Source organism: Paenibacillus xylanilyticus, assembly GCF_009664365.1.
Lineage (GTDB): Bacteria > Bacillota > Bacilli > Paenibacillales > Paenibacillaceae > Paenibacillus > Paenibacillus xylanilyticus_A.
Window position 1 is genome coordinate 982859 of sequence record NZ_CP044310.1, and the last position, 21483, is coordinate 1004341.

General features: G+C 46.8%; 14 protein-coding genes. 8 read left to right on the top strand and 6 right to left on the bottom strand.

The window, feature by feature from the left end; translation table 11 throughout:
- Window positions 1-381 precede the first annotated feature (381 nt).
- The 3 genes from F4V51_RS04435 to F4V51_RS04445 all read left to right on the top strand — a co-directional run bounded on the left by F4V51_RS04435 (window position 382) and on the right by F4V51_RS04445 (window position 5236).
- On the top strand, window positions 382-3093 hold the full coding sequence (locus F4V51_RS04435; RefSeq protein WP_153977018.1) for a beta-glucosidase: 2712 nt from the start codon (window positions 382-384) through the stop codon (window positions 3091-3093).
- 71 nt (window positions 3094-3164) lie between these two features.
- The gene (locus F4V51_RS04440) at window positions 3165-4697 is read left to right on the top strand and encodes a glycoside hydrolase family 30 protein (protein ID WP_153977019.1); all 1533 of its coding nucleotides are present in this window, start codon (window positions 3165-3167) and stop codon (window positions 4695-4697) included.
- A gap of 104 nt (window positions 4698-4801) precedes the next feature.
- Window positions 4802-5236, top strand: coding sequence for an acetyltransferase (locus F4V51_RS04445; RefSeq protein ID WP_153977020.1), 435 nt, complete (start codon window positions 4802-4804; stop codon window positions 5234-5236).
- Between the two features lie 55 nt (window positions 5237-5291).
- Here the strand turns inward: F4V51_RS04445 and F4V51_RS04450 are convergent, their stop codons facing one another.
- The 4 genes from F4V51_RS04450 to F4V51_RS04465 form a co-directional block, all read right to left on the bottom strand.
- Window positions 5292-6080, bottom strand: a complete 789-nt coding sequence (locus F4V51_RS04450; protein WP_095288637.1) for a formate/nitrite transporter family protein — start codon at window positions 6078-6080, stop codon at window positions 5292-5294.
- Between the two features lie 140 nt (window positions 6081-6220).
- Window positions 6221-6628 carry a hypothetical protein gene (locus tag F4V51_RS04455; RefSeq protein ID WP_153977021.1) on the bottom strand — a complete coding sequence of 136 codons (408 nt, stop codon included), beginning with the start codon at window positions 6626-6628 and terminating at the stop codon, window positions 6221-6223.
- Window positions 6625-7140: a hypothetical protein gene (locus tag F4V51_RS04460; protein ID WP_153977022.1), complete on the bottom strand. Its 516-nt coding sequence runs from the start codon at window positions 7138-7140 to the stop codon at window positions 6625-6627. Before F4V51_RS04460 ends, F4V51_RS04455 begins: the two co-directional genes overlap by 4 nt.
- 29 nt (window positions 7141-7169) lie before the next feature.
- Window positions 7170-7388 carry a bacteriocin immunity protein gene (locus F4V51_RS04465; protein ID WP_236146692.1) on the bottom strand — a complete coding sequence of 73 codons (219 nt, stop codon included), beginning with the start codon at window positions 7386-7388 and terminating at the stop codon, window positions 7170-7172.
- Between the two features lie 461 nt (window positions 7389-7849).
- Here F4V51_RS04465 and F4V51_RS04470 point away from each other — a divergent pair, with 461 nt between their 5' ends.
- Window positions 7850-10558, top strand: coding sequence for an S-layer homology domain-containing protein (locus tag F4V51_RS04470; protein ID WP_162009894.1), 2709 nt, complete (start codon window positions 7850-7852; stop codon window positions 10556-10558).
- Between the two features lie 36 nt (window positions 10559-10594).
- Window positions 10595-14935, top strand: a complete 4341-nt coding sequence (locus F4V51_RS04475) for an S-layer homology domain-containing protein (protein ID WP_153977025.1) — start codon at window positions 10595-10597, stop codon at window positions 14933-14935.
- Between the two features lie 130 nt (window positions 14936-15065).
- Here the strand turns inward: F4V51_RS04475 and F4V51_RS04480 are convergent, their stop codons facing one another.
- The gene (locus F4V51_RS04480) at window positions 15066-16064 is read right to left on the bottom strand and encodes a zinc-binding dehydrogenase (RefSeq protein WP_153977026.1); all 999 of its coding nucleotides are present in this window, start codon (window positions 16062-16064) and stop codon (window positions 15066-15068) included.
- Between the two features lie 135 nt (window positions 16065-16199).
- On the opposite strand from F4V51_RS04480, the gene F4V51_RS04485 reads away from it, so the two are divergent.
- A complete protein-coding gene (locus F4V51_RS04485; protein WP_153977027.1) occupies window positions 16200-17066 on the top strand; it encodes a LysR family transcriptional regulator in 867 nt (288 codons plus the stop codon).
- 152 nt (window positions 17067-17218) lie between these two features.
- Here the strand turns inward: F4V51_RS04485 and F4V51_RS04490 are convergent, their stop codons facing one another.
- Complete coding sequence (locus tag F4V51_RS04490) at window positions 17219-18259, bottom strand: PocR ligand-binding domain-containing protein (protein WP_153977028.1); 1041 nt, start codon at window positions 18257-18259, stop codon at window positions 17219-17221.
- Between the two features lie 308 nt (window positions 18260-18567).
- Here F4V51_RS04490 and F4V51_RS04495 point away from each other — a divergent pair, with 308 nt between their 5' ends.
- Both F4V51_RS04495 and dhaK read left to right on the top strand, forming a co-directional pair.
- Window positions 18568-19707: a glycerol dehydrogenase gene (locus F4V51_RS04495; protein WP_095361055.1), complete on the top strand. Its 1140-nt coding sequence runs from the start codon at window positions 18568-18570 to the stop codon at window positions 19705-19707.
- Window positions 19707-21476, top strand: coding sequence for a dihydroxyacetone kinase subunit DhaK (gene dhaK, locus F4V51_RS04500; protein ID WP_153977029.1), 1770 nt, complete (start codon window positions 19707-19709; stop codon window positions 21474-21476). Before F4V51_RS04495 ends, dhaK begins: the two co-directional genes overlap by 1 nt.
- Window positions 21477-21483: the final 7 nt, after the last annotated feature.

Here is a 21483-nt window from a genome sequence, read left to right on the forward strand (position 1 = left end):
AATTGAATAAATTGTTAATTTTGAAGTGGGACATAACGACTGTTTTCAAAAGTGAATGTTTTGTATGAATTGAGTTACAAAAATGTAATTAACTCGTTTTCATATGATGTTATACGAATTATTTCTGACATCATACCTAAGAACTAATTCACTCCTTTCGGCTCCATTTCCATATTTAAGGGGATGTAATTGATCCGCAGGTCGGCTATCGTAAGAAAGCGAAATTGCTTGCTCGCTTGTCGAGCCGCACTTTTCGTAGCGATGTGCAGGGCTGCCTGAATGCTTGAAGGGCTGGGACAAGCCAGTTTGCATTCCCTTGTACACATGTATCCAACTATGTGTGCAAGAAAAATGATCAAGAGAGAAGGAGAGCTTACAAACATGAACAGAAGACTCAACCTGATTTTCCTCAAACGATGGTTTATGCTGTTAATCATCGTGGCGGTTGCGGCCATGCCGTTACACGCCTTTGCCGCAGAAGCGGATTCCGGGGCGGATCGCCCTTGGATGAACAAATCCTTATCTGCGAAGGAACGCACCGAACTGCTGCTCAAGGCGATGACGCTGGAGGAGAAAGTCGGATTTGTTACTGGTAAAGTAAATAACTATTATGGTTTCTATAATGATGGATTGGAGCGGCTTGGCATTCCGGCACTACAAATGGCGGATGGACCAGCAGGGGTACGGGTTGCCAATCCGGATGTGCAGGACAAAAAGTCCACGGCACTACCTGCGCCGATCGCCCTGGCAGCATCCTGGGATACCGATCTTGCCAAACAATATGGTGATCTGATCGGACAGGAAGCCCATGATACAACACATAACGTTGTTCTTGGTCCTGGTCTGGACATTGCACGTACACCATGGGGATCACGCAACTTCGAATCCCTGGGTGAGGATCCGCTGCTGGCTTCCGGCATGGGTGCAGCATATGTCAACGGAATTCAGAGCAACCCGGTGATTGCAACGGCGAAGCACTACATCCTGAACAATCAGGAAACGGAGCGTTTCACAACGAATGCAACCGCCAGCGAGCGTGCCATTCAGGAAGTCTATGCACGTCCGTTTCAGGCTATGGTTGAAAAAGCAGATCTCGGTTCCGCCATGTGTTCATTTAACCAGGTGAACGGTACATATGCTTGTGAGAACAAAGAGATGCTGACCGATCTGCTCAAGGATCAGTTTGGCTTCGAAGGGTTCATCATGAGTGACTATGGTGCCAATTTCAGTACAGCCAAATCGGCTAACGCGGGTCTGGATCTGGAGACACCAGGGGAGCCTTATGGCAAATGGGGAACACAGCTGCTGGAAGCCGTGAAAAAAGGTGAAGTCAGCGAGCAGACCATTGATGAGAAGGTTCGCCGCATTTTGCTCCAAATGTTCGAGAAAGGGCTGTTCGACAACCCTGTAACCAATACACAAATTAATGCGAAGGCAGACGGTAAGCAGGCACGGGAAATTGCTGAGCAGAGCATGGTGCTGTTGCAAAATAACAATGACGTGCTGCCGCTTTCCAAGAAAGAACTGAATTCCATTGCAGTAATTGGACCGGATGCAGATACGGCTTCTGCAGCAGGTGGAGGCAGCAGCCTCGTTAACCCGACATATACCGTGAGTCCGCTTGAAGGTATTCGTAACCGTGCAGGCAATGGCGTGGAAGTGAAATATGCAGCGGGAACAGACCCTATCTCCGCAGGAGATGCATTTAATGGTCCTTCCGCAGTACCATCCACCCTTTTATCTCCGGTAGATGCCGAGAAGAGCGAGCAGAATGTTGGTACGGACAAAGCGGAATATGGTCTTCGTGCCGAATACTGGACCAACACGAACATGGAAGGTGACCCTTCACTGGTTCGTACTGATAATCAGGTCAACATGAATCTTGGATTTTATAACTATGAAGGGTTCAACGCCCAGTCATCCAAGCTTCCGGTTACACCAACGGAATTCAACAGTAAAATGTCCGCACGTTGGACAGGTTCCATTACAGCACCCAAGACAGGTGATTACAAATTGTCTCTGACCAGCCTGGGATCTGCGAAATTGTACGTGGATGATCAGCTGCTCGTAGAAAATCAAGGTGAAACGCTGAGCACAACCAAGAAAGCAATTACGTTAAAAGAAGGCGAATCCCACAACATTAAGATTGAATACCGTACCGACTTCCCGGTACAGTCAAGCCATGACATGGGTGCCCAAATGCGTTTTGGCTGGGAAGCACCTGAAGATGCCGTGGATGCCAAAATGCAAAAAGCAGTGGAGCTGGCCAAAAAATCCGATGTGGCCGTTGTCGTGACACGTACGTATGACAGCGAAGGTTATGTTGATCGTTCCGATCTGGAACTGCCAAACAACCAGGAGCAATTGATTCGCAAGGTTGCAGCGGCAAATCCGAAGACGATTGTTGTACAAATGAGCGGCCGCGCTGTGGAAATGGATTCCTGGCAAAAAGAAGTTCCATCCATTGTTCAAGCCTGGTACGCAGGTCAGGAGCAAGGTAACGCGGTAGCTCGCGTTCTGTTTGGTGATGTGAACCCTTCTGGTAAATTGCCAGTGACGTTCCCGTCGGACGATTCGCAAACGCCGATCTCCACCGCGGAACAGTTCCCGGGTGTGAATGGCGTGGGCACATACTCTGAAGGCATCTTTGTAGGTTATAAAGGGTATGACAAAGAAGGCATGACACCAGCGTTCGCATTTGGACACGGATTGTCTTATACCGATTTCGACTACCGCAACCTGCATGTGAAAAACTCAGGTAAAGGGGACGATGCTACCGTAGAAGTGTCCCTGAACCTACGGAACACCGGTAAAGTTTCTGGTGCAGAAGTGGTACAAGTCTATGTAGGCAATCTGCCAACGAGTGTGGAAACACCGGAAAAACAACTTGCTGGCTGGGCCAAAGTCGATCTGAAGGCAGGCAAACAGCAGCGTGTTAAAATCAAACTGGATCGCAGCGCACTGTCCTATTGGGATGAAAAGTCGCATGAGTGGGTAATGCCTAAGGGTAAAGTATCTGTTTATGTCGGCAGTGCATCAGATGATATCCGTCTGACAGGCAGCGTGAAGATCGGAAGTCCATCCGGTAAATAAAAGGAAGAAGCGAAGAGTCGTGGCCGAATGGCCGCGGCTTTTTTCCACACTTAGAGAGGGGGGGAAACGAGATGAACGTGCGATGGAAAGAGAAGAAAACAGGATGGATGCTCCTGCTGCTCGCCGTATGTATTGTGGCTGGTTTCAGCGCATGGTGGATGACAGACCGCAGCGAAGAAGATGCCATCCCGCCACCACCAATAGGGAAGAGCCCGGCAACAGCTGAAGCATGGCTGACAACCGGAGATCAGCAGCATTTACTGGAACCGCAGCAGCCGATTCAATGGACAAAAACAACAACGGAAGCGAACCATTCCGAAGCAGATCACACCATCACCATTGATCCATCCCAAACGTATCAAACGATGGATGGATTTGGTGCTGCCATGACAGGCTCGGCCACCTATTTACTCCATCAGCTTCCGCAGGAACAGCGGGAACGATTACTTAAGGAACTGTTTACAAGTGAAGGATTGAATCTGGATATGGTGCGTCATACGATTGGTGCTTCTGATTACTCGGTGAATGCATCTGGTGAACCATCAAGTTATACGTATAATGATATCGAGTCCGGCACGGATTATAATATGGATCACTTCTCGATCGACAAAGATCAGGAAGTGGTAGATATGCTGAAACAGGTCGCTGTGCTGAAACCGGACATCAAGGTATTAGGTACCCCCTGGACTGCCCCGGCCTGGATGAAATATGGCGAGAAGACAATGAATGGCTGGTATCTCGATTACAACAATCCACAAATTTATGAAGCATATGCACGTTATTTTGTAAAATATATTCAGGCTTATCAGGCACAGGGGATACCAATCTATGGAATGACCTTGCAAAATGAACCGGGATTCACTACCGCTAATTATCCGAGCATGAGTATGGGAGCCGAAGAACAGGCCATGTTTATTCGGGATTACCTTGGGCCTGCCATGCAGGATGCAGGACTGGACACACGAATCATCACGTATGACCATAACTGGGATCAGGCGGTAGAATACACGGGCAGTGTGCTTGGGGACGAAGCAGTTGTATCGTATATTGATGGTTCGGCATTCCATTGTTATGAAGGGGACCCGTCCTCCATGACGGAAGTGCATGATCGCTTCCCGGATAAACATATCTATTTTACCGAGTGCAGCGGGGGGGAGTGGAGTTCTGATTTTGGTGAAAATTTAGGCTGGCAGATGTCCAATCTAATGATCGGTGCTCCGCGAAACTGGGCTCAAAGCGTACTGCTCTGGAATATAGCACTGGACCCGCAAGGTGGACCAACTAATGGCGGCTGTGCGAATTGCCGGGGGGTAGTGACCATTAATCCGGAGACGGGTGAAGTGACACGCAATGTCGAATATTATGCACTGGCACATCTTAGTCGTTACGTTCGTGCAGGAGCTGTAAGAGTGGAATCTACGGAGGAACGGGACGAGTTGAAGAATGTGGCCTTCCTTAACCCGGATGGAACCATGGTACTGGTTGCAGCTAACACTGGTAACGAAGATACTGTTTTCCGTGTCGTCATGGAGGAAGAGTCGTTTCAATACACACTGCCATCTCAATCTGCTGTCACATTTCGCTGGAAGCCGGAGGACACCTAGAATAGCTGAATTGGGTTCTTTTTCAGCAAAACAGCATTCGATTTTACCCGCTCCTTAGATTTATGCAATATAATAAACACTACATCGGAGGGGAGGAATTAAAAATGATGGTTACATCATACCGGGCACTGGATCATGCCAAGTTGGTTGCCATTTGGGAACGAGCTGTACGGGCTACGCATACATTTCTGGCCGAAGAGGATATTGTCTTCTATAAAAGTGTGGTGAGTGAAGCTCTGTCAGGCATGGAAGTATGGGAAGCAGTGGACTCGGCGGGAGAACCCGTTGCTTTTATGGGGCTGGATGGCAAGCACATTGAGATGTTATTCGTGGATGTGGACCAGCATGGGCAAGGTGTCGGACGGATGCTTGTTACGCATGCCATTGACCTTAAGGGTAACGATATCAAAGTGGATGTGAATGAACAAAACGAAGGAGCTGCGCGGTTTTATACCCGGATGGGGTTTGTGCAGACAGGCAGATCGGAGCTGGATGGCTCAGGTAATCCTTTTCCTATATTACATCTGAAATTAAAATAGAAGTCCCCCGTAACCAACATCTTGAGATGGATGGTCGCGGGGGATTTTTCATACGTTAGTGAGTCTCATCATCGAGAAATGGTTTGTTCACCGCATAATACATGAAGCCCATCAGCAGCACGCCTCCCACCAGATTGCCAAGGGTTACCGGAACGAGATTATGAATGACCCCGCCAAACGAGATTGTTCCCGGATGATTCAGTACCAGCGCGATCGCGAACGTACACATATTGGCTACGCTGTGTTCATATCCCGAGATGAAAAAACAAAAGACAAACAGCATCATGGCGAACATCTTGGCGCCATTCTCCTTCATGAACATCGGTACGAAGAACGCCAAGCACACGAGCCAGTTACATAGAATCCCCCGGAAAAAGAGCTGCATTGCCGGTGCCTCCATCTTGTGCTCCACCACACTTAGTAGAAATCCATTGACCTGAGATGAATCGAATAATCCCGTCAGATAGATTAATAGAGCAAAGACAGCTGCGCCCATCAGATTCCCGCTGTAACTGGCAATCCACAGCTTCACGACTTCGAGCCAGCGCAGCTTCTTCCTGAGTGCAGCATACGTGTAATAAAACGTATTTCCGGTAAACAGGTCACCCCCGCCATACGCAATCAGAATAATAGCCGCTCCAAACGTGAGTGCTGCCATGGGGTATGTAAATGGGGACTGCTCCATATAAAAGAAATTACCTGTTTTAAACGCCACGATCACACCAAATCCAATAAACATGCTGGCTAACATGGAACGTGAGAGGTACCTGATTAAACTTTGTTTGTAAATCTTGTGTTTCTTCAAGGCTAGTTGTTCAACGTTGCGTAAACCTTCGGTTTCCATAATTCGCCTCCCGTTTCTCGGTGTAATGCTTACATTATAACGAAAATTTGGAAGAAGTGTGGTATGAGTTTATACGACCACAGCAGCAGTTAGCTAGACCATCCATATTTAATCATGCAGATACCCAAACATACTGAATGCTATTTCACTGGAAAAGGGTACATGCAGGCGCCTAGAATTTCAGCCCGTTGTTCTGCTGTTCGTTCACGTGGGTCTAATTCTTCTGCGTAGGAACGCTCCAGTTTGGCTCTCATAAAACGTTCGGCATATTCATTGGGACGGGAGTGAAAGTCTTTGCTGTACTCAGCATAGTCATGCGCATCCCGTACCTTTTCCAGCACACTGTTCAACAGAGGACTGCCCGCGTAGAGGAGAGAGTCAGTTTCCTCGCATTCAAATTTCAGGAACATGATCGCCTTCTGCAAGGCATTGATCTCACCCTGGGTAAGGTAGACAGGCTTAACGGCATGTTCTCCCGATGCTGCAGGGGACTGATCCATATTTTCGTAAGCTTCATGTTCACCGGAAGAAGGGTCATGTTTGTTCATGGGTTATCACTTCCTTGGTTCGATTGTAATACCCGCTTCGCGGAAGAGCCGAAATCGGGATCGGATTGAAGCGATTCTAACGCCGACCTGGCACCGGAAACATGTTGATGGGCGGCAAGAACAGCAAAAGCCGCTCCCTTGACCAGGATGTAGGCATTCCCCTGCAAGACCTCCAGAGCCAATTGAATCTCAGCTTCCGTTATGGGCAGCAGGGCCAGAGTCTGCAAAGCGTAGTTTTGTACATCCTCATCTTCGTCCGGGTCACGAACAAGCTGCGCAGCAGCATGCAGGACTTCATCCAGGGGATCAGAGGAGCTTGCGATACCAAGTGCACGCCAGGCTTCGATACGCACCAGATCTTCTTCTTGAGAATTCATGCCGATAGCAAGGACTTGGTGTGTGAGATGATGGTCTGTTAGCTCGGTCAAATTACGAAGAGCCTGCAGCTTTTCTTCTCCATTGAGTGCGTCGAAATCTGGCTGTTCAAAGTTACTATAATTCACATCAGACATAGTAGATCATTCACCTCCTGAATGAGAAGCTAGGATTGGGGCGGAAGCTGAATAGGACGGGCTGCCAGTGCCTCTTCCACGATCTGTTCGGGGGTCAGGTCTCGATCATCCCAGAAAATCAGATTGCTGATCTCCGCATAGGGCAGCTGCTGCTGCAGCTCAGTCAGCATATCATCCAGTTCCGCTTCGGTTCCTTTGGCATTCATCAGCTTGCGAACCTGTTCTACCAATTGTGCATGGTCAGACATAACAAAACCTCCTGAATAATTCATATGATTAGTTACTTAACTAGACTTACACAGATAAACTCCTGCTCCTGCTTACAACTTCGTTTTTCAGTATCCAGGTTCCAGTTCCCGGTGGAACATTTTTTAATCTACCAATCGCTCCTAGTTAGCTTCATTATAACGAAAATTCAGGATAGAGAGTCGGTGCTTTTCTGAAAAAAACAAGGTGATTTCAAATGTGCATGTATGATATGGGGGGATATTATTTGTATTTTTTCGTTACATATTTGTATTTATTTCACTTCAAATTTCAAGCTATATTGCATGTGTTGACATAAATCCTTGTTATGTGAAGCGCCCCTCAGATCAACATGAGTAGCCTCCTTTTTAATGGATAATATGTTAATCATTTTGTTCAGAATCGGTTCAGAGTCCTTTGCTAGAATATGGGCCGAACGAAGTATTCTTGGGAGGCACGAATTATGAATCAGGACTGGAAAAAGCTGCTGCTTACTGTCACTGTAATTGGCATGCTGTGGGGAAATCAAAGCGTTAGTGCAGCAGAAGAGCAAACAAGAGGCGCTAACCCGATATCATCGGTTTTTACAGACGAAATTGATATTCGTTCAACTTCCCTGCAAGCCGTACAAGAGGCGGTTAAGCAAGGTTTAATCTCAGGCTACCCGGATGGATCATTTCACCCACGTCAGTATTTAACTCGGAGAGAAATGGCTGTATTGCTCGCCAAAGCATCTCAATTACCTCTTGAGGAACAGTCAGCTACTGACCCGAAAAGTAAGGACTGGGCAGCTCCATATATAGAAGCTATTCGTAAGGCAGGCTGGATGACGGGGGATGCTTCGGGGAATTTTCGCGCGAATGATCCGATCCACCGAGAAGAGCTTGCTTCCATATTGGTAAGAGTTACGGGGACGCAAGAAATCAAGGGAGGTCAGCCACAAACGATCTTAGATGAGCCCATGGTCAGCCATTGGGCCAAAGAACAGGTCCAAACGGCTCTGAAGCTCGGATTATTGGAATCGAGTGATGGAAAATTCGAATCCAAATCTTTGGTTGAACGGCAAGATATCGCAGCAGTTCTGGTGGATGTGTTCCAGACGGGGGAGCGAACAGCTTCCATAACCGAATTGGACGGAGAAATTGCTTATATTGATGGGCGTCCTTTTGTGATTGGGAAGGAACTGCAAAGCATTTTGAATGAAGGAAACAAGGAAGCATTACAGGATGCCGTAATTACCTATGATGCAAAAACACGCAATCTGTCCTCCTTGTCGGAAATTCAGATTACACAGCCGGGTACGGCTGCTAAGCCCACTACATTGAATCTGAAAGATACATCCTATCAGGGTGCAATTTCAGTCTCTACAGACCATGTCATTTTGAGAGCCGATACATTATCCAAAGTTATTTTGAAATTTGGGTCAAGTACACTAACTATCGAAAGTGATATTGATGAAGTGACGGTTGATACCACCGATAAAATTATTGTTCAGGGAAGTGGGACGTGGAGACAGGTTGTGCTGAAAAATGCGAAATCGATCGTTCAATTGCCTGCCAGCGTGAAAGCAGAGAAAGTAACCCTTGCGGATGGTGGAGCTTTATCTCAGATCATTCGCAATACGCCTTCGGCACCAACATCGTCTGCTTCTACGGAAACAAGCAATTCAAATTCGGGTTCAGGTTCATCAGGACCAACAGCACCAGAACCGACACCAACGCCGACGCCGGAGCCAACACCGACGCCAACGCCGGAGCCGACACCGGAACCAGAACCAGAACCGCCAGTTGTTGTGCCACCGTCTCCTGTTAATCATCAACCGATTGTTCAAGCAATTATTCCCGATAAGATCGTTTTTTTGGGAGAGGGCGAACAAGAGATTGATCTGAGCACTGTATTTACGGATGCGGACGAGGATGAACTGAGTTATGAAATTTCAGAAATGAATCAAAGTATCGCTTCTGGCGAAATTCAGGGTTCCAAATTAAAAATACAGCCCATTTCCATAGGGAATACAAAGGTAACGGTGAAAGCTAAAGACGGAAAGGGAGGAAGTGAGGTAACGTCATTTCTCTATGTCGTCCAACCTTTCTTCATTCCACCGATTGTAATCCCGCCAATCATCCCGCCTCAACCGCCAGTAAACCATGCTCCCATAGTGATTGAAGCATTGCAAGCGGTTGAAGTTGAATTGGGGGCTGCAAATGCTCCAACAGACTTGAAGACTATTTTCTCTGACCCCGACGGAGATGTACTGACCTTCGTAGCAGCTTCTTCGAATCAGCAGGTTGCCGATGCTGATATTACAGGCAGTATACTGACGTTGAACACCTACTCTCCTGGTAGCGCTGAAATTACGTTAACTGCCAAGGATAGTAATGGTGGGGAAGTGGAGAGCAAGTTTACTGTCGTGATCAAAGCACCTGCCGCTGTGAATCATAAGCCCACAGTTGCAAGACAAATTTCTAAAATGAATGTACATCTGGGAAAGGTTAGCGATACAGTTAGTCTGGCCGGCGTATTCGAAGATGCAGATGGAGACTCTCTGACGTACACGGCAGAATCTTCTGACCCTAATGTAGCAGAAGCGTTGGTGCAGGAAGACACGTTAACATTAACCTTTAGGGACGTTGTAGGTTCAGCAACAATTACGGTGAAGGCTTCTGACCCGGATGGTGAGGAGACGGTGACAACATTTGCTGTAGATGTACAAGATCCTGATGCAGGAAAGGGACTGTTTATCTCTGAGTTGGTCTGGGGCGAGAATTTTAATCAAGCTATTGAGCTGTACAATCCGACATCCAAATCACTTAATGGAGGGGATATTACGATTGTTCGGAGCGACTCGGATACCCCGATTACGCTAGACTCGGGTACTATCATTCCCTCCACAGGTACGTTAGTTCTTGCAGAAGAGTTTAGTGATTTTACAGAGGAAGAGTACTATTACTTGACTTTAGATTTGGTTGTAAATAGAGAACCAGTAACGCTGACGCTATATTACAAAGGGGAAGTCATGGATACGGCAGTAATTGTACCGGCTCAATCTTTGACAAGGAAATGGGATACTGTTCTAGGTGATAAGGTTTCTTATGAATCATCTGAATGGACCAATATTGGAGAAAACAATTATGGCAACTTGGGCAAATTTGATCCTTTAATTAATCCTTAACTTCATTCGTTTTATAACAGATACAGAAGGGGAATCATGATGCGGAAAATGAAAAGGACAGCACAATTAGCCATAGTTGCATTGCTCCTAAGCAATGCTGTTCCAGTTGCTGCACAGAGTCGGAATTCAGTAGAGCAGGTACTACCTTCGTCTAAGGTGTCTTCAGACTACAGTGCTTCAAATGGGTTAAATGATTCCATGAATAAGGCTGTAACCATGGGTTTCATCAATGGGGATCCGAATGGAAACCTTCGGACAACCGATCCCATTACCCGTCAAGAACTGGCGGTTGTTCTTGCAAAGTCTCTGGGACTGACAGTAAGCAAGACATCATCATCACCTTTTGCAGATGTCAAATCGACTAACTGGTCAGCTCCTTACATTCAAGCGGTGAAGAAGGCTGGCCTTCTACAGGGAGATGCAGCAGGACGCTTCAGACCACAAGCGCAGATCACCGGGCAGGAACTGATAGCTGTTCTGGTGCGAGCCACAGCCTTTGCCAAACAGGAAACGAAGGAAGACTCTGTTCCACAAGAGTGGAACGGAACAAGCTCTTGGGCTGCACCTTATGTCCAAACGGCTGTAAAGGCAGATCTGTTGAGTGAGTATCCAGGAGAAACCAAAGTTAAACAAGGACTTATTCGTGGCGAAGCGGTAAGCATGATTCTGTCGGCCATGTTCCCGGAAAATCGCCTATCTGTTATTCAGCAGCTCCAAGGCGATCAGGTCCAGATCAACGGAGTAAAGTATCATATCTCTGACAACGTAGCAGGCCTTCTGAATGATCGTAACAGAACTGTACTGGATCAAGCTGGAATACAGTTCACGAGCCATAATCATAATCTTACCGAAATCAATGCTTTGGAAATTAGAAAAGGCGGAGAAGCTGCACATACAGATGAGGCAGAATTCAGCCGTAATCTGTTATTGAATGGTGGGGACACTACACTTGATGGTGATCTGACAATTAAAGCAGACTTCACCTCGGTGCAAGGAATTACAATTAAAGGTAAGCTGACAATAGCCCCGGAGATGGAGCATGATTTTCACGCCAAAAATGTAAAAGTGGAAGATTCTGTTTGGGTACAGGGCGGAGACAGCAATACTGTTGTATTTGAGGACTCAGCTCTAAAAGACGTGAATGTGGATAAAAATGATGTGCATGTGTCCCTGGCAGGAAGTACCCATGCTCAAGAGATTAGCGTCCAGTCAGACAGTAGAATTGATATTGAGCAGACAGCTACTCTTCCGCTGTTGAATATCATTGAAGGTGCAAGCAGAGTGGAACTTCAGGGGACGGTTGATACCGTTTCTCTGAACACATCTAAGTCCATGCAGCTTAACGGGAATGTGAATGTGCAGCAGCTCACGGTAGATGGGGCAGGTCCGATAAATATTAATGCAACAGCCACCATTCAACAACTCCAGGTAAATAATCCAGCTGCACAGATCAATGTAGCGGGAAATGTGAAGGTAGCTGAGGTCAATTTGGCGGCTGGAGTACCAACTTCCGCGGTTAGTGGAGGTACAGGGATGGCTTCTTCCAACACTGCATCGCCATCTTCATCAGGTGGAACAGGGGGAAGTGAAACTCCAGTTGCTGCCAATCGTGCACCTGAACTGCTGAAAGCATTTGAAACCCGCAAGTTCACGGCGAACGGACAAGGTGCCACTTTAAATCTAAATGGCTATGTAACTGATCCGGATGGTGACCCGTTAACGTATACCGTTGCTTCATCCAAGTCCTCCGTCGCTAAGGTAGTGCTTAGTGGGGCCAATCTCGAGATCACACCAATGGAACATGGAATAGCTACAATAACCGTATCCTCTAATGATGGGCGAGGCAAAAGGTTAAGATCTACATTCGAGGTCAACGTGAATGCAGCTCCTCTTGCAACTCCCATCCCTGATCAGGAGCTTGTTGCCGAATCAGGCAGCAAGGATGTGGATCTCATGATTTACTTTATGGATGATGAGAAATATGAATCGGAGTTACTCTACAGCGTGACGAATAATGCCTCGGATATCGTAGACTCCGAAATCGTCGGAAGCAATTATGCAGAATCCGTACTGAGGTTAACACCTAAGAAGGCGGGAGAAGTCGTTCTCAAAATAAGAGTCGATGATGGGCAAATTGCGGATGATGGAAGTACGGGTGTTACGGAGGTCGAGATGAGGGTTGTCGTTCTACCACCGCTTAACCGTGCACCTGTGGGGGAAGCTCCATCGAATATGGACGTATACCTCGGCAATAACATCCCTATAGTAAAATTGAATGAACTATACACTGATCCAGACGGTGACTCTTTGACGTATACGGCGACTTCATCCAATTCCGATGGGGTTATTGTGGAGGAAAATGCAGGTGAGTTGAAGTTCACTGCTCTTCAATTGGGGACGTATACGATTTCTTATTCCGTTAATGACGGTAAAGGCGGAAAAACAAATGGAACGTTTGATATCAATGTAGATCCTGTCCCGAATTCGAATCCGGTAGGACAGTCACCTGATTGGGTTACCGTATATTTAGGTTTTCTACCAGGTTCCATTCCCTCTGTTAATTTAAATGATTATTATACAGATTTAGATGGTGACCCACTTACATTCAGCGCCACTTCAACTGATCCGGATGGATTGATCGTTGAGGAGAGTTCAGGAGTACTTCGTTTCACTGCTCTGAAATTTGGAGAATACACCGTTCATTTTTCGGTGGAGGATGGCAAAGGCGGTCTTATTTCAACGGCATTTCAAGTAAGTGTTAATCCTAAGCCTAATGCTTCTCCAGTTCTTACTAGTAATCTACCTGCTCAAACGCTGTTTCTGGGTAAAGAGGATGTTGTCATTGATCTCTCACAATATTTTAGTGATCCAGATGGCGATGTATTAGAGTTTCAAACGCCACTTGACTTAAATAACTTTCTCATCGCAGAGCTCAATATTCAGGAAAACAAGCTGATTATTCATCCCAAGCAAGTTGGTAAATTTCAAGCTACCATCCAAGCAAAAGATGTCTATGGAAAAGAGGCGACAGCCTCTATTGATATTCAGGTTATAGAATCCGGAAGTTTCGGTGCCATCCCTGATCAAACAATAACATGGCCCTGGTTTACTTTGGATATAGACCTTACTCCGTATTTGCTGAATTTTGACATTAGTACTTTAACGGTGGATGCTGCTTCTACAGACGTAAATATTGCGACAGTGTCGGCGAATGGCGCACAGGTTGCGGTTAATCCAGTAGCAGAAGGACAAGCTACGGTAACACTAACCGTATATGATCTGGCAGGACGAAAAGAACAGACCTCTTTTGGCGTAACTGTTCAAGCCGAGCCGCCAGTCAATAACTCTGTACCTGAGGTTGTAAATAGTATTGACGAACAAGTATTAACGCCGAGTGTAACGAATGCACGCACCTATGACCTGAGTCAATTGTTCAGTGATCCGGATGGAGATGTACTGCAATATACAATTAGCAGCAGCTCAGCTGAAGCAGTGGATGCGAGCATTAACGGCAATCAACTAACGATTAAGCCTGGAACGGGGAATGCAGTAGCTCCTTTAACCATAACAGCGAAAGATGGAAAAGGTGGGCAGGTTGAATACTCCTTCAATGTTCGGACTGCTTCTCTGGTGAACGGTGGGGTCGTACAGATTAATACGAAATCCGGAGTTCAGGATGCTTTGACCTATTCAACCTCAAGTTTGTTCCCGGATCAAACAAGTTTCAAAGTCTACAGTGGTACGCCAGATTCAACGTTCACAGGGCCGGATACCTTGAATACGAATCGAATTCCAATAACAGTATCTCCGTTGAACTACTGGATTATTGGAAATGACGGTAGAGCTGTGGTAGTTCAAGTTAACTCGCTGCCTCAAGGAACGGCAGAGCTATTTTTCTCTCAATACGTTGATGCAGGAGATGGGCGCGGTGTTGTGCAACTTTATTACACAGGTGATGGAAATCCGTCACATAAGGCAACCGGATATCAAGTGGAAGTTTACAAGTGGATGAAAAGAACATCGACGATGCAAGTGACGCCTTACGGTGTATTGGATGTGTATCCAGGCGTACCTTATATTTATATCGATACCATATTCTATGACTACTTTGATATTACCAACGCTTCTTACTATAACGATGAATTAGCTCTCTATAATCCGAATGAATATAATGTCGTAGCACTCGTTCTCAAAAAGGACGGCCGAATTGTAGATGTGCTGGGTGATCCAGCTTCTCATGATCAGTTCATGCCTGCCGGCGGGACATTTATTCGCAAACGTGGGATATACACGGGTTCACAGCAGTTTTCCTTGACAGGGGAATGGAATGAGTATCCGAAAGGAACCCTTCAATTTGTTCCTTTTCACACTCCATAGGTAATGAACGAAAGGCATCCTTAAAAGGAAACCATGTATCGAATAAAAAAACTAGGCCGACCTCCATGCTCATGAAACGAGTATGGAGGTCTTTCTGTTTCACTCATTAGAATCATGCCAGAGTTGAATGTTATCTTGAGTCCGGAATCCGTATAGCAAGATTGCCAAACTGCTCCCCCTTTTCCATCCGTTCGAACGCTTTCGCTGTGTCCTGTAGCGCATACACTCTATCGACTACAGGATGTATACTATGATGTTCCACCCATTGCAGCATCTGGACAAACTCTTCATGGCTTCCCATGGAAGTACCAATCAGGCTTACTTGAGGGAAGAAGATGGATCGGATCGGAACAGTCAGATCATCTCCGGAGCTTGCGCCATACATTACGATTCGGCCACCGGGTCGGATAATATTGAAATATTGGGGGAAAAGAGCTTGTCCGATGCTATCCAAAACCAGATCCACGTGGTCGTGTTTGTTATGCTTACTCCAATCCTCATGACTGTCAAATGCTTGTACAGCTCCCAATCGAATGGCTTCATTTTGCTTCATTTCGTTCCTTGAGGTTACGGTTACCTTGGCTCCAGCTGATACCGCCATAAGCAGAGCATAGGTGGCTACACCACCTCCAATGCCGGGAATCAGAACATGTTCTCCCTGCTGAAGACCACCACGGGTGAATAACGCACGGTAGGCCGTCAATGCCGATAGGGATAACACCCCTGCTTCCTCCCAAGTTAGATGAGATGGTTTGGGTAATGCATTTTCGGCAGGGATGGTAATATACTGTGCAAGTGTTCCATCCGTTGGTCCGCCTACGATCTCAGGTACAAGTGGCACATCTGCTGCACACTTCCAACCGAGAGTTGGATGAATAATGACTTCTTCACCTACAGAAGGGTGTACAACGCCTTCGCCAGTTTCTACTATTATACCAGCCCCATCGGAGCCTAGAATGAGCGGAGCGTCATGGGTTGTGCGACCTGCCATGATGAAGAGATCGCGATGGTTAAGACCGGCGGATTTTAACTGAATTTTGACTTCGCCGAACCCTGGTGCTCGGCTTGTGGATGATGTATATTGGAGCCCCCTGAGGCCACTTTGGCCAGAATGTATAATAGCTTTCATAACGTTATTCCTCCCGTTGATGTAATTAAAGGTCATGATTGAACCTCATTGTACAGTTGGGGTGGTTTCACGTAAAATGAACAGAATTGAATGTGGGTATCAATAAAAATAATAGCTAGCAAGCAGGTGATTATCATGGATGCAGGAGATCTGAAAATATTTCAGACAGTTGCTCGAGAGGGAAGTATTAGTAAAGCGGCATTGGCACTAAATTATGTGCAGTCCAATGTTACAACGCGGATCAGGCAGCTGGAAAGTCAACTTCAAGTTCAGCTTTTTCATCGCACGAACCGGGGAATGGTACTTACGCCTGCTGGAGATCATTTGCTCGAGTATGCAGATAAAATACTGGATTTGTTGCATGAAGCAGAATTGTCGACTCAAACAGGAAGTATACCTGCTGGAAAGCTTCGTTTAGGTTCCATTGAGACAGCGGCCTCCAGCTTCCTTGCTCCATTCCTGGCTAAATACAATTCCTGTTATCCAGAAGTACAGACTTCACTTGTCACAGGAGGGACTCATGAGCTGAATCAGAGGGTCATGCAGCATGATCTGCAAGGAGCCTTAGTCTATGGGCCAGTCGAGCATCCTGAACTGAAATATACCAAGGTGTTTGATGAAGAACTGGTTCTGATTGCGGAACCAGGCTTGCATCAAATGGCCGAAGTTTTAGATAAACCGATGTTGTTCTTTGAGATTGGGTGTACGCACAGAACTCAAGCTGAAGCTTTTCTACATAGCCATGGGGTCCATACGCTCAATGTAATGGAATTTGGAACACTGAACACGATCCTAAGTGGTGTATCTGCCGGAATAGGGGTATCATTACTCCCACGTTCTTCGGTTGTCCAAGCCGAATTAAGAGGAGAAGTTTCAGTGATATCTTTGCCAGAGCCATACTGCAGGTTGGAAGTGGGACTTGTACATGCCCGAAGTGAACATCTATCGGCTGCATTACGAGGCTTGCTGGAGATGATGATAACTAGGAATAACGAAGGCTAAAAAATCCTATTTCAGGAAATTCCACCGGGATTGAAGACCTGAACCCGTTCCCGATTAGCGGTTTTGGAGAAGGAAGCAGTGCTGTTCTGGAACGGAATTCGGGTAAAGTTCGAGTCTGCAATCTGGGTTCAAGAACAGATGAAGTAGTTCAACTAGGTGACAGATTGCTCTTGAATGTATTTGCGATAAAGGGCTGGTGTGATCTCTTCGAATTTTTTGAAAATTTTGATAAAGTACCCGGATTCGTTAAACCCCAGCTCATCACTGATCTGTGAGATCGGCATGTCGGTAACCTCCAGCAATTGCTTGGCCCATTTGATTTTGAGCTTGGCCAGATAGGTTGTGAAATTCTCACCGGTTTCCTTGGCAAACAGTCTGCTGAAATAGCTTGGACTAAGGTGGCATAGATCTGCCATATGTTTCAATGTCACCTGCTCACTCTTGTGACTGTGGATATATTCAAAAGCAGGCTGTAACGCAGGGCTGGTACATGCATTATCGCTTGGACTGTTTTTGAGATAGGCATCCGCAATCGCATTGGTCATTTCCTTTTTGATGGATTCAATATTGCGAATGGAGTACCCAGGTAAAATTGTGGATAGATTAACGGATTCCTGAGAGCCCGAAGCCTTCTCGAACATCTCCACCAGCAAATTTTTATTGAGAGCTTCCTCTACAATATAGTTGCACAGCAGGGACAGCATATTGGATATTTTCACAATCTCTTCATAGGTCATGACAGGCAGCTGATCATAATCGTCTTGCAGTTCCTGCAGCTTCGCTTCATGCATGGGTACATTTTTGGAAGAGACGATCTGTTCCAGATGGGTACCTTTGTCCGGATCTGCAAGTTTAACTTGCCCTGCCATCACGGCTCCAATGTATTTCCCATCGATGGTGATGGGAATGGCGATATCAATAATATTGAAATGACACAAGTATACATAAGGTTCATTCACCCGAACCGCTTCCAGCCCGCCGCGCGAATCGCACTTTTGGCAGTAGGGAAGAAGTTTGGGATCTTTGCGTACATTTTGGCAGAACGCTTGGCAGCTGCTGTGGCTGGTCACTGGAATACCTTTGTAGTCGACGGTCAGGATGGCCAGTTTGGTTACATTCGCCAGTGAATCCTGTAGACGCTTCCATTTATTTAGGTCGAGGATTTTATTAATGTGCAAGTATTCTTTAATCATTCTGTGAACCTCCATAGCTAACCTGATTAATGGCCCTTAAGCGCTAAAAAGTTAGCAAGTTGTACATATTAGAATAGGATGCGAACGGGTAATGTAAGACGATGTCAACATTCCACCATCCAATGACAATAACATACCATGATTTCAGAAAAAAGCAAAAAATTACGATTGGAAGTTATAATAATTTGTTATTAAAGTCCAATGTGTCTCTCGCATTCATGAGATATATTTAGATTAATTGTGAGCCATTCAAATTTGATGCATTTAACACGACCACCCTATTAACTATCTTTAGGAGGCATACCATTATGAGAAAAGCATTTATCAGTCCAACCAAATATGTGCAAGGCGAAGATGAACTGTTGAACCTTGGTTACTTTGTGAAATCCTTTGGAGATTCCGCTTTATTGATCGCACATCCGGATGATGTACAACGGGTCAAGGCGAAGCTTGATGCAACAGCAGAAAAGTTCAATATTACCTTTGTTGAAAGCGGTTTTAGAGGGGAGTGCTCCCGTCAGGAAGTGGCTCGTCTGCAGGAAATTGCGAAGGAAAAAGGATGCACCTGCACTATCGGCCTGGGAGGCGGTAAAGCCATTGATGCAGCCAAATGTGTAGCGGAAGGCGAAGCGTTGATCATTTGCCCAACCATTGCTGCTACCGATGCGCCAACAAGTCACTCGGCGGTATTGTATACACCGGAAGGATCTTTTGATGACTACGCGTATTTCAAACAAAGTCCAAGCGTCGTGCTGGTGGATACAACCGTAATCGCTAACGCACCAACACGCTTCCTCGTATCCGGTATGGGAGACGCACTCTCTACGTACTTCGAAGCAAGAGCAACAGCGAAATCGTATTCTCGTGTAAACGCAAGTCTGCCAATGGGATCCCGCGAAGGATATACTCCGTCTGCTGTAGGTACGAATGCAGCACTGGCGCTGGCAAAATTGTGTTATGAAATGCTGCTGACGGACGGAGCAAAAGCAAAAGTAGCCAGCGACAGCAACGTTGTAACACAAGCGCTGGAAAATATCGTTGAGACCAACATTCTGCTGTCAGGTCTTGGATTCGAAAGTGGCGGTCTGGCCGCTGCACATGCTATCCACAACGGATTGACGGTTCTGGAGGGTACACACCACTTCTTCCACGGTGAAAAAGTATCCTTCGGTACGATTGCACAGCTCGTCCTTGAAAATGCACCAACCGAGGAGCTGCATGAAGTCATGGACTTCTGCCTCGAGGTGGGACTGCCTGTAAGTTTGGCGGATATCGGTGTAGATACCATTACTCAAGAAGAGCTGCTGAAAGTGGCAGAGATCGCATGTATTCCGGAAGAATCCATTCACGCTATGCCATTCCCGATCACTGTTCCTGAAGTGGCTGCTGCCATTGCAGCGGCTGACCGTATGGGTCGGGAATACAAAGCTCGCCGGGAGGCAAAGTAATGAAGAAAATTATCAATCAGGCTGAAAATGTCGTAATGGAAATGTGCAACGGGATTGCGCTGGCACACCCCGAGCTTGAATTTTTGAAAAAGTATAAGGTCATTAAACGCAGAGAGATTAATGCGGATAAAGTCAGCCTCATCAGCGGCGGCGGCAGTGGCCATGAACCGGCTCACGCTGGCTATGTGGGGAAAGGCATGCTGGATGCTGCGGTATGTGGAGATGTATTCGCATCTCCTTCCCAGATTCAGGTGTACCAGGCAATTAAGGCAACGGCCAGCAGCAAGGGCACTCTCTTGATTATCAAGAACTACAGCGGTGACATGATGAATTTCAAGAATGCTGCACATCTGGCGGAGGAAGACGGTATCGATGTACAGCATGTGCGTGTTGAGGACGATATTGCTGTACAAGATAGTCTCTACACCGTAGGACGCCGCGGCGTAGCCGGAACGGTTTTGGTGCATAAAATTGCCGGAGCTGCGGCTGAAGAAGGGCGCAGTCTGGCAGAAGTGAAGTTGGTTGCCGAGAAGGCAGCCCAGAACGTACGCAGCATTGGTTTTGGATTCACGTCCTGTACCGTACCTGCCAAAGGAACACCAACGTTCGAAATTGCGGACGATGAAATGGAGTTCGGTGTAGGAATCCATGGTGAACCGGGAATTCGTCGTGAGAAGATCGTTTCTGCTGATGAGCTGGCAGGCCGCATGGTTGAAGCCCTGCTGGCAGACATGAAGCTGGAAGGCGACACATCCGCTGAGATTGCCGTGCTCGTGAACGGTTTTGGTGCAACGCCGCTGCAGGAATTGTACCTGCTTAACAATTCTGTTCAGCGTGAGCTGGCAAGCCATTCGGGTCTCCAAGTAGCCACCACCTTTGTTGGCAATTATATGACCAGCATCGATATGGCTGGCGCATCGCTAACGATCCTGAAGCTGGATGATGAGCTTAAGTCGTTGTTATTTAAGGAAAGTGACACACCTGCATTCAAGGTTTCCGGTCCTCCGGCTGCACAAGTAGCCTACTCCGAAGCACTTGAAGCAGTTGTAGGTGAAGACGCTCCGGTTTCCTATGAAGTAGAGACACCTGCATCCGCTGCAGTCATTAACAACAACCAATTCTCCCTGGACAATATCGTGTACCTGATCGATAAGATGGGTGAGATCATCATTAAGAACGAGGTACCGTTCTGTGAGCTCGATTCCCATGCAGGGGACGGTGACTTCGGGATGAGCGTGGCGAAGGGATTCCGTCAGTTGAAACGCGAATGGAATCATATTATCAGCGAGGAGAAGAAGGATATCGGTTCGTTCCTGGATGCATGCTCGCTCGTTATTATGGAATATTGCGGCGGGGCATCCGGTCCAATCTGGGGCTCGGCATTCCGCGCTGCCGGCAAGGCAGTAGGAGATAAACAGCAGCTGAATGTATCCGAGTTTGCCGAAATGATGCAAGCAGCCGTGCAAGGCATTCAATCCACGGGTGAGCGTTCCTTCGGACGCGGCGCAGTTGTAGGCGACAAGACACTAATTGATGCACTCGTACCTTGTGCCGATTCCTGGACACAAAGTGCAAATGCAGGTGATGACTTCAAAACGGCATTTGCCAAAGGGGCACAAGCGGCAGTTGAAGGTGCTAAGAAAACCGAAGACATCGTGGCACGCATGGGCCGCGCAGGTACGGTTGGAGATCGCAGTCTGGGGTATCCGGATGCCGGTGCATACGCACTGGGAGTTATTTTCACAGAGATCTCCGAGTCAATGAAATAGAGAAGTC

Coding starts and splice junctions, on each gene's coding strand:
- F4V51_RS04450 (WP_095288637.1), bottom strand. CDS start 6,080: ATGGAAACCGAAGGTTTACGCAACGTTGAACAACTAGCCTTGAAGAAA.
- dhaK (WP_153977029.1), top strand. CDS start 19,707: ATGAAGAAAATTATCAATCAGGCTGAAAATGTCGTAATGGAAATGTGC.
- F4V51_RS04475 (WP_153977025.1), top strand. CDS start 10,595: ATGATGCGGAAAATGAAAAGGACAGCACAATTAGCCATAGTTGCATTG.
- F4V51_RS04460 (WP_153977022.1), bottom strand. CDS start 7,140: ATGTCTGATGTGAATTATAGTAACTTTGAACAGCCAGATTTCGACGCA.
- F4V51_RS04480 (WP_153977026.1), bottom strand. CDS start 16,064: ATGAAAGCTATTATACATTCTGGCCAAAGTGGCCTCAGGGGGCTCCAA.
- F4V51_RS04445 (WP_153977020.1), top strand. CDS start 4,802: ATGATGGTTACATCATACCGGGCACTGGATCATGCCAAGTTGGTTGCC.
- F4V51_RS04435 (WP_153977018.1), top strand. CDS start 382: ATGAACAGAAGACTCAACCTGATTTTCCTCAAACGATGGTTTATGCTG.
- F4V51_RS04465 (WP_236146692.1), bottom strand. CDS start 7,388: ATGTCTGACCATGCACAATTGGTAGAACAGGTTCGCAAGCTGATGAAT.
- F4V51_RS04490 (WP_153977028.1), bottom strand. CDS start 18,259: ATGATTAAAGAATACTTGCACATTAATAAAATCCTCGACCTAAATAAA.
- F4V51_RS04470 (WP_162009894.1), top strand. CDS start 7,850: ATGAATCAGGACTGGAAAAAGCTGCTGCTTACTGTCACTGTAATTGGC.
- F4V51_RS04495 (WP_095361055.1), top strand. CDS start 18,568: ATGAGAAAAGCATTTATCAGTCCAACCAAATATGTGCAAGGCGAAGAT.
- F4V51_RS04440 (WP_153977019.1), top strand. CDS start 3,165: ATGAACGTGCGATGGAAAGAGAAGAAAACAGGATGGATGCTCCTGCTG.
- F4V51_RS04485 (WP_153977027.1), top strand. CDS start 16,200: ATGGATGCAGGAGATCTGAAAATATTTCAGACAGTTGCTCGAGAGGGA.
- F4V51_RS04455 (WP_153977021.1), bottom strand. CDS start 6,628: ATGAACAAACATGACCCTTCTTCCGGTGAACATGAAGCTTACGAAAAT.